A 12245-nucleotide genomic window follows, 5' to 3' on the forward strand; every position below is an offset into this window, starting at 1 on the left:
CCCCTTTGATAAAGGATTTTATTGCATTATATTCCTTTAACTTACTTCCTATGTTTCATACAAGAAATTGCAAGGATACATTTTCAAATACTTGAATATCTTTTATAAAATGTAATAAACTAGATATGACTCTATAGAAGTAAGACGTATTATCTTACATAATAAAATCAATGAAATTGCGAGGAATTTTGAAATGAAAAAAGGGATTAACCGTGTTGTATTAGTAGGAACAGGAGCAGTTGGATGTAGTTATGCTTACTGCATGATTAACCAAGCTGTAGCTGAAGAATTTGTTTTAGTTGATGTAAACGAGGCAAAAGCTGAAGGAGAAGCAATGGATTTAAGTCATGCTGTTCCATTCGCTCCAGCTCCAACTAGAGTATGGAAAGGTAGCTACGAAGATTGTAAAGATGCTGATCTTGTAGTCATTACGGCTGGATTACCACAAAAACCAGGCGAAACACGTTTAGATTTAGTTGAGAAAAACGCGAAAATCTTTAAACAAATCGTTCGTAGTATTATGGATAGCGGATTTGATGGTATTTTCTTAATCGCAACTAACCCTGTCGATATTTTAACTTACGTAACTTGGAAAGAATCTGGTTTACCGAAAGAACGCGTAATCGGTTCTGGTACAACTCTTGATTCTGCTCGTTTCCGCTATATGTTAGGTGAGTACTTCAATATTGGTCCACACAACATTCATGCTTATATTATCGGTGAACATGGTGATACGGAACTTCCTGTTTGGAGTCACGTATCAGTCGGTATTCAAAAACTACAAACGCTTCTTGATAAAGACAACACATACACGCAAGAAGACTTAGACAAAATCTTCATAAACGTTCGTGATGCAGCTTACCATATTATCGAGCGAAAAGGCGCAACTTACTATGGTATTGGTATGTCACTTCTACGTGTTACTAAAGCGATTTTAAACGACGAAAATAGTGTATTAACTGTTTCAGCATATTTGGAAGGTCAATACGGTCAAAAAGATGTGTATATCGGTGTACCTGCTGTATTAAATCGCGGCGGTGTTCGTGAAATTTTAGAAGTAGAATTAAGCGAAGAAGAAGAATTAAAATTCGATCACTCTGTTCAAGTGCTGAAAGAAACAATGGCTCCAGTTCTTTAATATGCATAATAAAAAGCAATCCAATTTATTTTGGATTGCTTTTTTGTTTATTTTCTATTTTTTAATCGATTCCTCATTATTTACATCAAGTACATCTAAGAAAAAGATGAAGATTGGTATCCCGATAATAAGCCCCCAGATTCCGAGGAAATGTTCTGAAAAGATGAGAATCATAAATGTATAAAAGATTGGTAAATTCGTTTTCGCAGACATAAACTTCGGGTTTAAAAAATAACTTTCAAGAGCATGGATTACTGTAATGAACACAAGTATGTATACAACGTACATAACTCCGCCTACGTTATATGCAATAATACAAAGTGGAAACAAGGAAATGATTACCCCGGCAACAGGGATTAATCCAAGTAAGAAAATCATGACAGCTAATACGAGAAGCTGCGGAAATCCTAAAACAATTAATGCAATGACAGTAAGAATACAATTTACAACTGCAATTAAAAACTGCGCTTCAATTACTTTACCGAACGATCTTGCAAACCTTTCACCAAAATATGCAATCTCCTCATAAAAAACCTTCAGACTACTATCTTTAAATTTCGAAGTAAATGATATGATGCGTTCTTTTTCTAACAAGAAAAATAAACTTAAAATAAGTGAGAGTAATATTTGCAAACTGACTTTTCCTATATTTGCAATCGATTGATATATGACATCTACACCTTGTTCTATATATTTTGATACTTCCATTCCGTTAATTGTCGAAAGTGCATATTTAATGATTTCATTATCAGGTGGGTTTTGAAAAAACAATTTAAATTGATAAATCAATTGTGAAATTTGTATCGTTAGCACAGGTAAATATTTATATAATGTCGTGCCAATAAAGGAAACTAATATGATATACAAACAGGCGATAACAATTTTCCGGTTCACTTTCAATTTCTTTGAAATAAAACGTTGAAAACGATCCATTAAAAATGTCAGTATAAACGTAATTAATATTAAATTGATCATACTTTTTAATCCATATAATACTAACGCTACTATTATTAAAACGAGAAACCGTTGAAACCCTCTACTTCGAAAGAAATTTTTCACTTCATTCATTAAGATTTAACCTCCCCCTTCAGTGGATGGAAATTGAATATATTACATTTTATGAACTTCTATAGACAATCTTTCTTACTAATTAGAAAGAATCCTTTTTTTCTTTTTATATTGTTAGATTCTATTTACATTAGCCACCTACTTACTTCAATGGAGCTCTTTTTTTCGTTTACCCTTTTACAATTTAGGTGATTTTCTATTTTTAGACTGCTGTTCATACGCATAACCAATATTGAATAGTTCCTTCTCACTAAATTGCTTCCCGACAAACACTGCACCTACTGGCTCTCCATTGTTATCATATCCTGCTGGCACCGCTAATTCTGGATAGCCAGCTACAGCTGATAGAAGAACTTCATCGTTGTTAACCATAACTAAAGCATCCAAACCTTTTTCTACTAAATATCTATCTAGCTCTTTTCTTGCATTTTCTTGACTCGTTTGCACTACTTTTTCAAACTCATCTTTCGTTATAACAGATTTTTCAGACGCCTCAATTAATGTTTGTCCATATTTTATTCGTCTATTACTATCCTTTTTATTAAACGCTATAATCTCTTCTAACGATTTTACCGGTACATTTTTTTGCTGTGAAAAATAATCGTTAACATTATGTTTGAATTCATATTCTAATGTTTGCAGATTATCTACACCCTCGCTGTTTAACTGAATATCATCAGTCAATATCGCACCTGCATCTTGAAGGTCTTTTTCTAATCTTTTCTGCTACTTTCTTTCTATTCTCATCTTGTTGATCTATTGAAAAAAGAACCCCTATTTTTTTCCCTTTCAATCCATCTATTGATAAATCCTTCGTATAATCAATTCTTTCTTTTTCTTTCATTTTTTCTGTCATAGTATCTTTTTCATCATAACTTACCATTATGTTAAATAACGTTGCCGCATCCTTTACCGTTCTTGCCATCGGCCCTGCTGTATCAAGCGTTTCAGCTAACGGAATAATGCCTGATCTACTCACCATACCTAGTGATGGACGTAATCCAACTACTGATTGCTGCGTCGCTGGTGCTACAATTGATCCAGTCGTTTCTGTCCCGATTGCAAGCGGCGCAAAATCTGCCGCAACTACTGTAGCAGATCCAGAGCTTGATCCTGATGTATCAAACGTAATCGGACCGTACGGATTCAAATTTTGTCCTTTTTTCCCGCTATATCCGCTAGGCATTGTAAAGGATAAATAATTTGCCCATTCAGACATATTCGCCTTTCCTAAAACAAAAGCACCTTCTTCTTTCAACTTCTTCACGATTGTCGCATCTTCATCTGCAATCCAATCTTTTAACACATACGTGCCCGCACTTGTCGGCATCACCTTTTCTGTTTGTACATTATCTTTTACGATAACCGGCATGCCGTATAAGTTCGATTTCTTATTTGAAGACCTTTCTTTATCTAACTTTCGCGCTTCTTCCATTGCATTTGGATTAATCTCTGTAACAGCATTTAATGATATTCCATTTTGGTCATGTTCTTGTATTCTAAAAAGATAAATACTCGTTAATTCTTCATATGATAATTTTCCATCATCAATCATTTTTTGAAGCTCGTTTACAGTTGCATTTACAACCTCTTTTTCTTTTATCTTCACATTATCTATGTTAATCCCTTTCAACTGATTATGTATCGGTTTTAACACTCTATCTTTATCATATACGATACGCTCAGGTTCCTTTGGAAAATAATTTTTATACACGTAATATCCTCCGGCACATGTCAATAGGACGATACCCCCAGCAATTGACAGCGTTATCTTTATCCACTTTTTCATGCTGTTTCCTCCGCTCTAAAAGTTGCTCCATTGTATTGAAAAAGAGAGTTATCCTCATAACTCTCTCTAATTAGAATGCTAAATGAAAAAATAAAGGATTTCAATTTCATTACTTCTTTTTTTGCATTTGCTTCGCTAATAATTCTTTCACTTGATTATATGATAATCCCGAATTTTCATTTAAACGTTTTACTTCTTCAACATCAGTACCTACCACTGTATACTTTTTCTCATCATTCATTTTCCCACTTCCCTTTCGATTATTTCTTATATTTTTCCCCTAAACTCTTATTAATTAACACAAATACAAATACGGAAACTGGACGAAATTCAATAGCTAAAGGGAATTCAGTTACATAAGAGGAAAAGATAAAAAAATGTCGAATGTATATACTTGTTAAATTTAAGGGCTTGGAGGGTACATTTTGAAAACATATGAGTTTAAACATAACATCCCAACATTAGAAGAGTACAAATATTTGTGTGATTCTGTTGGATGGACTGATTATATGAATTTTGATGTAGCAGATACTTCACTGAAGAATTCTATTCACTGCATCACAGTGAAAGATAATGAACAAATAATTGGCATGGGGCGAATTGTTGGTGACGGATCTATCTATTTCTATATTCAAGATATAATAGTTCATCCGGATTATCAGAAACATGGTATCGGGAAAGAAATCATGCATCGTTTAGTTGCATACTTACATGAGAATGCCCCTGATAAGGCGTTTGTCGGTTTGTTTGCATCAGAAGGTAAAGAATCGTTCTATGAGAAATTTGATTTTAAGGATTACTCACCAAACATGACGGGGATGTTTACTGTCATTACAAAACAATAAACATAACAGATTTTTAATTGTAAGGAAAAACTTCGATTCATATGAAGGAAATCGTTCTTGCAGTAAGAGTTTAACATTGCATACGAAAGGAGAGTACATATATGGCTAATATGTACTCTCCTTTTATTTAACTTTTTACATATTAAATTTCTTAATAAAATTTCACTACATCTTCAGTAGGTAAGAAAGTTCTTTCTCCTGGTTGTTCATTTGGCTCACCAAATGGCATTTGTCCTACTAAGCTCCACTCTGCTGGAATGTTCCAAGTTTCTTTCACTTCAGCATCTACGATTGGATTGTAGTGTTGCAGGGATGCGCCAATTCCTTCAGCCGATAATAACATCCATACAGTATGCTGTAACATTGCATTTCCTTGATGAGACCAGAATGGGAACTGATCTTTATATAATGGTGCATTTTCTTGCATTTTTTCTACTGTTGCTTGATCTTCAAAGAATAACACAGTCCCAACACCTGTATGGAAACCTTTTAATCTTTCTACAGTCGCTTCAAAGTTTTCTGCTGGTACGCGGGCTCTTAGTGTTTCTTTAACAATATCCCAAAACTTTTCATGTTCTCCATCCATTAATACAACCATACGACCACTTTGCATATTGAAAGATGTTGGTGCGTGTAAAGCTGTTTGTAAAACTTCTTCAATTCTTTCTTTCGTAATTGCATCGTTTTTTGTTACTTTACGAATAGAACGACGGTTCACGATTGCTTCTTTTAAATTTGTTGTAGTTGCTGACATTTTAATTCCTCCAAATATTTGTTTTATAATTTATTTTGTTATTTCATAACAAGCGAATTAGCAATATCCATCTGTATTACATTGCATACCTTCAAATGAATTTGTTTTATCCTTTTCAATTTCTTTATCGATGACTCTTTGTAGCGTTTCTTTACTAGCAAGCCCTTGAATGACTTCATCTCCAATCATGACAGTTGGAACAGCCATAATATTTGCTTCATCATATGCATGCTGAATTGCTTCTTGATGCTTTTCTTTATATTTACGAGTTACTAAAGCATCTTTAAATTCAGCTTCAGGAAGACCTACTTCTACCGCTAATTTTGTTAAAACATTAATATCTTCAATGTTTTGCTCTTCTTGGAAAAATGCGGTGAATACGCGGTGATGATACTCATTTCCTAGTCCACGTTCTTTCGCAAATTGACATCCTTCGAAAGCTAAATGTGTATATGGATGCGGTGAAACACGCGGCAAACGCATATCGATTCCTAACTTCTTCGCAGTTGGAAGAATAAAAGCATCCCATGAGCCTAATTTTTCTGGCTCATTCCATGGATCTATTTTTGAATATGGACTTGGACGTAATTCAAATGGCATCCATTCAATTTCTACATCTTTCTCTTTCGCTACTTCATCTAATGGACCTTTTGCTAAAAAACAAAATGGACATATAAAATCTGAGTATACTTTCATTTTTACAGTCATACTTTTACACCTTACCTTTATAGTTGTAATCGAATCAGTTACATTAATAATAAAAAAATATAAATATGATTTAAGCATTCATTTTTTCTTGCAAAGTTTCAAACAAATGCCCCATCGTAATATTTCTCAAAATTTCTTCCATCGCGGATTGCGCTTGTATTAATATAACTTCTAACACCGCTTGAATATTTGCTCCAATTGGACAATCTGGATTTGGTTGCTCGTGAATATGAAATAGTTTGTCTTCTTCGACTACATTTACTGCATGGTATACATCTAACAATGTGATTTCGTGTAAATCCTTTAATAATCCCGCACCACCTGGACCGCGATTTACATATACAAAACCAGCTTGTTTCAAGTACGACATCATTTTACGAATGACTACTGGATTTGTGTTTACACTTTCAGCTATATAGTCTGAAGTACAAAGTGAAGATGGATTGTTTTTCAAAATAGATAAAATATGAACAGCTATAGAAAAGCGGCTACTAATTTTCATCGTGATCACCACCTCGATGTAATCATTATAGTTACAACAAAAAGATAAGTCAATCCTTTTCATAGATTTTTTATAAGCAAATTAAAAAGTGTCCCATTATGATATATGAGACACCTCTTTTTATTCTGCAAATAGCGCTTGAAATTCTTCAATAAATAGCTGCACAGCGATTGAGGAATCCTTTAATGAAGGAACAGCTAAAGCAATTTCTCTCCATACTTGTGGTTCCAATTCTCTCGTTTGCACATTCTGTGGTAAATTCGTTAAAGATAATTCGGCTAATATTGCAATTCCTAACCCTTCTTGAATCATATTTAAAGCTGTAGTAACGGTCGATATTACATACTCAGCCCGAAGTGGTACGTTGGCTTGTTTAAACATATCAATAATGGGTGGTTCGTATCCACCCTTACATAATATGATCGGTTCATTCTCTAAATCACTAATTGCAATAGAGTCCTTCTTACAAAGAGGATGATCATCTCTTAAGATAGCAACCATTTTCCCCTTCGTTAATGGGACAATCTCCATCTCTTTATTAGGCAAAATGACAATTCCTATATCAACAACCCTCGATACTAACCAATCTTCAACTTCTTTAATCGTTCCTTCACAAAGAACGACTTCTAAGTTCGGATACTTCTCCTTAAAAAGGTTTATCATTTTGGGTAAGAAATGTGCAGAAGCACTCGGAAAACTCCCAATTCGAATCGTCCCAACTTCGTGTCCTTTCTCCATCGCAACTTCTTGTTCAATCTTCTCTACACCGTTCAAAATCTCTCTAATATGCACAAGAATTCTGTTTCCTACATCCGTAACGATTAGCCCTTTTCGTTTATCACGTATAAGAATCGTAACTCCTAACTCTGACTCAATACTTGAAATCGCATGACTTACAGCTGGCTGCGTCATATTTAACACCCGAGCAGCCTTCGTAAAACTACCTAACTCAACAGTTTTTATTAATACTTGCAGTTGTGTAATGGTCATAACTAATCACTTATACTCCTTATAAAAAAGATTCATTTTATTTATTACAGTCGATATCATATCATAGTGAAATGAATAACAACAAGGAGGTCTTACCGTGACACAACTTTCTCGAACTAAGACGGCCATAATCCTTACCTTTCTCGTTTTCATGTGGGGAATCAATTGGCCTTTATCTAAGTTTGCCCTGCATTATACACCACCCGTTTTATTTGCAGGCGTTCGAACTTTAATTGGAGGATTCATTTTACTTCTTTTCGCATTACCGAAATACAAAGAGTTACACTTAAAAGAAACTTGGCATTTATACGTTATTTCTTCTTTACTTAACATCATTATATTTTACGGATTACAAACTGTAGGCCTTCAATATATGCCCGCTGGGTTATTTTCCGCCATTGTATTTCTACAACCTGTTTTACTCGGCATTTTCTCATGGATTTGGCTTGAAGAATCTATGTACGGCTTAAAAATTTTCGGGCTTGTTCTTGGATTTATTGGCGTAGGTGTGATTAGCTCTAGTAGTTTAACTGGACATATTTCTATTACCGGAATCCTTCTCGCGATAGGATGCGCGATTGGCTGGGCACTAGGTACAGTATTTATTAAGAAGACTGGTCACCGCGTTAATTCCATTTGGATGGTAACACTGCAGCTTATTATTGGCGGGCTTTGCTTAATTGGATTTGGATCAGAGTTTGAAAGCTGGTCTAGTATTGCTTGGAGTATACCGTTTGTTAGTGTACTACTCTTTATTTCATTCTTTGTTATTGCAATGGGATGGCTTGCATACTTCACTCTTGTTGGAGCTGGTGAAGCAAGTAAAGTTGGGGCTTATACATTCCTCATTCCACTAATCGCTATTATTGTAAGTTCAATTTTCTTACATGAGGCCATTACTATTAGCTTATTCATCGGACTATTATTTATTGTTGTGAGTATTTGCTTCGTAAATATAAAGCCGAAAACACTTACTGTAAGGCAGCAGGTTGAAGTGAAATAAAAATGAAAAAGAGCCTGCTGTTTGTAGGCTCTTTTTCACCCTTTTATCAGTACAGTTCAGTTACGGAGAGTTGTATTAAAAGGAATTTTTTTCTTTTTTATTGTATGATTATACTTAAGTAGTAAGAATATTACCTCTACTATAATGGACTAACAATTCTAATCATAAGGGGGCATTATATGGTTTTACAGTATAAAGAATTTGGAGATTCAAGCTCACCACTTATGGTTTTTATTCATGGAGGTGGAGTCAGTGGTTGGATGTGGGACAAACAAATTAAACATTTTACTAACTATCACTGCCTTGTTCCTGATTTACTTGAGCAAGGAAAAAATAGAAGTAAAGATCCTTTCTCAATAAACTTTAGTGCTGAAAAAATCATAGACCTAATTGAAGAAAAAAGTCAGGGTAAAACTGTTATAGTAATTGGGTTTTCATTAGGCGCTCAAGTATTAATTTCCATGCTCAGCATGAAGCCAAACTTAATTCAATATGCTATGATCAATAGCGCATTAGTTAAACCAATCCCTTTCGCTAAAACATTAATAAGCTCCCTTAGCTTAACCTACTTCCTAATAAAGAGTAAGACATTTTCCAAAATACAAGCAACATCAATGTACATAAATGAAACACAGTTTGATAACTATTATCATGACAGTTGTCAAATAAATAAAAATACATTTGTAAGGATATTAGAAGAAAATATGTCGTTTACAATACCAATAGGTTTCAAGGATGCTAATAGTAATATATTAGTAACTGTTGGAAACAAAGAAAAAAGAATTATGAAAGACTCAATGACTGAAATCCTTGAAAATAATACGAATTGCACAGGTATTATCATTCCTAAAATTGGTCATGGAATCTCTTTAGCAAATCCCATACTATTTAATACTTTAATTGAAAACTGGCTCGAACATGATATCCTGCCGGAAGACTTAATAATCGTCAATTGATTTCCATACATCAATACATTTCATTATAGAGTGGCTATAATAGTACCACTATCTTCATTCTTTCTAATCCATAGACCTAATAAAAAAGGTCTCATTATTTTCGATGAGACCTTTCAATCTTACTTACCTTTTACGACGTACTACAAAAACACACGCACCTACCGAAGATACAATCGCCAAAATAGATAAAACAATTGCGATCAATTGCATATTACTAGTACCTTCATTCTTTTCTACACTAGATACTTCACCATGTTCTCCTGTTAATGACGTACCTTTTGCAATTGTAGTAAGTGAATGTGGTTTTTCAGCTTTTTCATCGCCTGTCCATTCAACAATTTCTCCGTCTTTATATTGTTGATATGCATCCCAAGCTATTTTTTGTTCTTTATCCGGATTTTTAGCGACGAAAGTAAATCGCTGGAACTGACCGGGTAAAATCCCTTCTCCTGTTGCTTCCCATACTACAGTTTTCACTTTTCCGGCATTATCTTTCTGCTCTTCCACTTTCCATCCTGGCACTGGTTCATACTGTTGGAACTCTACTCCAGACGGTATTTTCAATGTAACTTTTGTCGTTGCTACATTCTTCTCAACTGGTACTTTTATCGTGTAAGTCTCCCAAGAATTAACGTCCGAAGCTTCTGGTTTCACAGTGACGTGCGCACTAACAGGTAACGAAAAAATCCCCATTGCAATTATTGTTGCGATCATTGTTGTGCCAAATTTTTTTATACGTTTCATTTTCTATTAGCTCCTTTTTATTTATACCTTCTCTTTATCTGCCGCCTACTATAAATTTATAATCCGTATCAAAACTATCAAGAGATTTTGTTAATCCGTGCACTTGTATATTCCAGTTTCCTGTCATGTTAATATACATACCTTCCGCTTCATATTCTCCTGGTGACACGGCCGAAACTTTAAATGAACCTTTTCCCATATTCATATCTAATGATTGCGTGGTTAAAATAATTTGCTCCATATCAGTAACAGGTTGTCCGTTCTCATCCTTTAAAGTAATATGGAATGTATTTTGTCCTACTTTATTAGGACTTACATTTAGCGTCATTTCATATCCATTATCCAATTGTTTACTCTCTGTAAAAGGTCCAGTAGGAGGCATCGGTGGTGTTTGTACGTTTGTCATAAAAGCTACGATTACAAAAATGATAATTCCAATGATAAACTCTACTTTCACTGTAGCACCTAATCCTTGCTCCGCTCTCATTTTCCCTTTCACATAATGAATAATTCCCAATATCCCCATGAAAATGAATAAAAGTATCTTTGCTAATAAAGCTAATCCATACTTCGTATCAAATAACGAGTGGATTGTTGGAATAAAAAATGTACTGTTAAAAAGACCTGTTATTAAAATCACAATGACAGCACATGTTGCCCACGGTGAAAAACGCTTAATCATATCCCAATACATACTCCACTTATCATCTTCTTTACGTAAAAGAAGAATAATAGATGATAGACCACCAATCCATAATGAAGCTGCGAATAAATGTAAAAAGTCCATAACAACAGCAATGTCTTTAAACTTTATACCATATGCGTGACTATTAAATGCTTTCATAACAAGTAGCCCAATAAACAATACTATTGGGACGCTCCATACTTGAAACGACGACAGCTTCTCACGCCTCATCGCAAAATACGTAACGATTATAAGCGAACTAATAAGAGTCATTTGAGTAATCCATATATAACCAAAAACAGAAAGCTGTAATGTTTCTTTTAATAGTAAAGGATCGAATGCTTCTAGCCATGAAACATCCGCATTTATTTTCGCTTGTAGTGGTAGATTGAATAACAAGCTAATGAATATCCCAAATAAGGAGATCCATATTATGTTCTTACTCCTGGATCGTACCGAGGTTGCATTACCCTTATACATAATAAGATTAAAGAAGAGAACTCCTATAAATAGTGAGAAACTTGTATATAAAATTCCACGTTCCATAATCATATCAATTTGCGGGACATATCTCATCTCTTCTACCTTTACATCGTCTGCTCCCGCTTCTGCTAATCCAATACGGAATGGAATAACTCCTTGAATTGGATGGCCATCAGCTGAAATCACTTTCCACTGAATAGAGTAGAGACCATTTTTGAGATTCTCTTTTAATCCGGCTTCTAATAGCTTTTTATTATTTTTATCAATATGAGCATCTTTTAAATCGACCCTTTTACCTGATGTATCTCTCACGTACAATGTATTAAAACTTGAAACTTGTATATCCTCATCGAATTCAATTTTCACAACAGATGGTGCTTTCTTCAATGTTTCATTTTCAGCAGGGTTTGATTTCATAACGTACGCATGAGCAGATGCACTTTTCGGTATCAATATAATAAGCACACACGCAAGTAATAGCCATGTCCCTAACCGTCTCATTACTTTCACACTCATTTCACTTCTTTCTTCTTTAGTGCTACACTTTCATTACTTTTAACTACCTAATCTTGATCATCTG

12 protein-coding genes and 1 pseudogene are annotated in these 12245 nt (G+C 34.4%); 4 read left to right on the forward strand and 9 right to left on the reverse strand.

Annotation, left to right across the window (positions count from 1 at the left end; all coding sequences use genetic code 11):
* Positions 1–193: 193 nt before the first annotated feature.
* Positions 194–1138, forward strand: coding sequence for an L-lactate dehydrogenase (locus DM800_RS02360; RefSeq protein ID WP_016088332.1), 945 nt, complete (start codon positions 194–196; stop codon positions 1136–1138).
* A 54-nt stretch (positions 1139–1192) separates the two neighbouring features.
* On the opposite strand, the gene DM800_RS02365 is transcribed toward DM800_RS02360, so the two are convergent.
* From DM800_RS02365 to DM800_RS29510, 3 genes and pseudogenes are all read right to left on the reverse strand, one after another.
* Positions 1193–2206 (reverse strand): AI-2E family transporter, encoded by a 1014-nt coding sequence (locus tag DM800_RS02365; protein WP_098721736.1) that lies wholly within the window; start codon positions 2204–2206, stop codon positions 1193–1195.
* A gap of 177 nt (positions 2207–2383) precedes the next feature.
* Positions 2384–3995, reverse strand: a pseudogene (locus DM800_RS02370) (amidase family protein).
* A gap of 109 nt (positions 3996–4104) precedes the next feature.
* Complete coding sequence (locus DM800_RS29510; protein ID WP_000997338.1) at positions 4105–4236, reverse strand: hypothetical protein; 132 nt, start codon at positions 4234–4236, stop codon at positions 4105–4107.
* Positions 4237–4420: 184 nt separating this feature from the next.
* Between DM800_RS29510 and DM800_RS02375 the strand changes: the two genes are divergently transcribed.
* Positions 4421–4840, forward strand: a complete 420-nt coding sequence (locus DM800_RS02375) for a GNAT family N-acetyltransferase (RefSeq protein ID WP_147786319.1) — start codon at positions 4421–4423, stop codon at positions 4838–4840.
* A 151-nt stretch (positions 4841–4991) separates the two neighbouring features.
* Here the strand turns inward: DM800_RS02375 and DM800_RS02380 are convergent, their stop codons facing one another.
* The 4 genes from DM800_RS02380 to DM800_RS02395 all read right to left on the reverse strand — a co-directional run bounded on the left by DM800_RS02380 (position 4992) and on the right by DM800_RS02395 (position 7794).
* On the reverse strand, positions 4992–5594 hold the full coding sequence (locus DM800_RS02380; RefSeq protein WP_076536822.1) for a nitroreductase family protein: 603 nt from the start codon (positions 5592–5594) through the stop codon (positions 4992–4994).
* A gap of 57 nt (positions 5595–5651) precedes the next feature.
* On the reverse strand, positions 5652–6302 hold the full coding sequence (locus DM800_RS02385; protein ID WP_147786320.1) for a DsbA family oxidoreductase: 651 nt from the start codon (positions 6300–6302) through the stop codon (positions 5652–5654).
* Between the two features lie 70 nt (positions 6303–6372).
* A complete protein-coding gene (locus DM800_RS02390; RefSeq protein ID WP_000704066.1) occupies positions 6373–6804 on the reverse strand; it encodes an Rrf2 family transcriptional regulator in 432 nt (143 codons plus the stop codon).
* A gap of 120 nt (positions 6805–6924) precedes the next feature.
* Complete coding sequence (locus DM800_RS02395) at positions 6925–7794, reverse strand: LysR family transcriptional regulator (RefSeq protein WP_088063041.1); 870 nt, start codon at positions 7792–7794, stop codon at positions 6925–6927.
* A gap of 97 nt (positions 7795–7891) precedes the next feature.
* Between DM800_RS02395 and DM800_RS02400 the strand changes: the two genes are divergently transcribed.
* A complete protein-coding gene (locus tag DM800_RS02400; protein ID WP_147786321.1) occupies positions 7892–8797 on the forward strand; it encodes a DMT family transporter in 906 nt (301 codons plus the stop codon).
* Between the two features lie 179 nt (positions 8798–8976).
* Positions 8977–9753, forward strand: a complete 777-nt coding sequence (locus tag DM800_RS02405; RefSeq protein WP_064056560.1) for an alpha/beta fold hydrolase — start codon at positions 8977–8979, stop codon at positions 9751–9753.
* A 123-nt stretch (positions 9754–9876) separates the two neighbouring features.
* Here DM800_RS02405 and DM800_RS02410 read toward each other — a convergent pair whose 3' ends face one another.
* Both DM800_RS02410 and DM800_RS02415 read right to left on the reverse strand, forming a co-directional pair.
* Positions 9877–10497 carry a YcnI family copper-binding membrane protein gene (locus DM800_RS02410; protein WP_064449338.1) on the reverse strand — a complete coding sequence of 207 codons (621 nt, stop codon included), beginning with the start codon at positions 10495–10497 and terminating at the stop codon, positions 9877–9879.
* A gap of 34 nt (positions 10498–10531) precedes the next feature.
* Entirely contained in the window at positions 10532–12181 is a 1650-nt protein-coding gene (locus tag DM800_RS02415) for a copper resistance CopC/CopD family protein (protein ID WP_147786322.1), read from the reverse strand.
* Positions 12182–12245 lie beyond the last annotated feature (64 nt).

The organism is Bacillus sp. AY18-3 (genome assembly GCF_008042305.1).
In the GTDB taxonomy this organism is placed as follows: Bacteria; Bacillota; Bacilli; order Bacillales; family Bacillaceae_G; genus Bacillus_A; species Bacillus_A wiedmannii.

Excerpts from the sequence above, each read along its gene's own strand:
- DM800_RS02360 (WP_016088332.1), top strand. The coding sequence starts at position 194 with ATGAAAAAAGGGATTAACCGTGTTGTATTAGTAGGAACAGGAGCAGTT.
- DM800_RS02365 (WP_098721736.1), bottom strand. The coding sequence starts at position 2,206 with ATGAATGAAGTGAAAAATTTCTTTCGAAGTAGAGGGTTTCAACGGTTT.
- DM800_RS02385 (WP_147786320.1), bottom strand. The coding sequence starts at position 6,302 with ATGACTGTAAAAATGAAAGTATACTCAGATTTTATATGTCCATTTTGT.
- DM800_RS02390 (WP_000704066.1), bottom strand. The coding sequence starts at position 6,804 with ATGAAAATTAGTAGCCGCTTTTCTATAGCTGTTCATATTTTATCTATT.
- DM800_RS02380 (WP_076536822.1), bottom strand. The coding sequence starts at position 5,594 with ATGTCAGCAACTACAACAAATTTAAAAGAAGCAATCGTGAACCGTCGT.
- DM800_RS29510 (WP_000997338.1), bottom strand. The coding sequence starts at position 4,236 with ATGAATGATGAGAAAAAGTATACAGTGGTAGGTACTGATGTTGAAGAA.
- DM800_RS02410 (WP_064449338.1), bottom strand. The coding sequence starts at position 10,497 with ATGAAACGTATAAAAAAATTTGGCACAACAATGATCGCAACAATAATT.
- DM800_RS02415 (WP_147786322.1), bottom strand. The coding sequence starts at position 12,181 with ATGAGTGTGAAAGTAATGAGACGGTTAGGGACATGGCTATTACTTGCG.
- DM800_RS02395 (WP_088063041.1), bottom strand. The coding sequence starts at position 7,794 with ATGACCATTACACAACTGCAAGTATTAATAAAAACTGTTGAGTTAGGT.
- DM800_RS02405 (WP_064056560.1), top strand. The coding sequence starts at position 8,977 with ATGGTTTTACAGTATAAAGAATTTGGAGATTCAAGCTCACCACTTATG.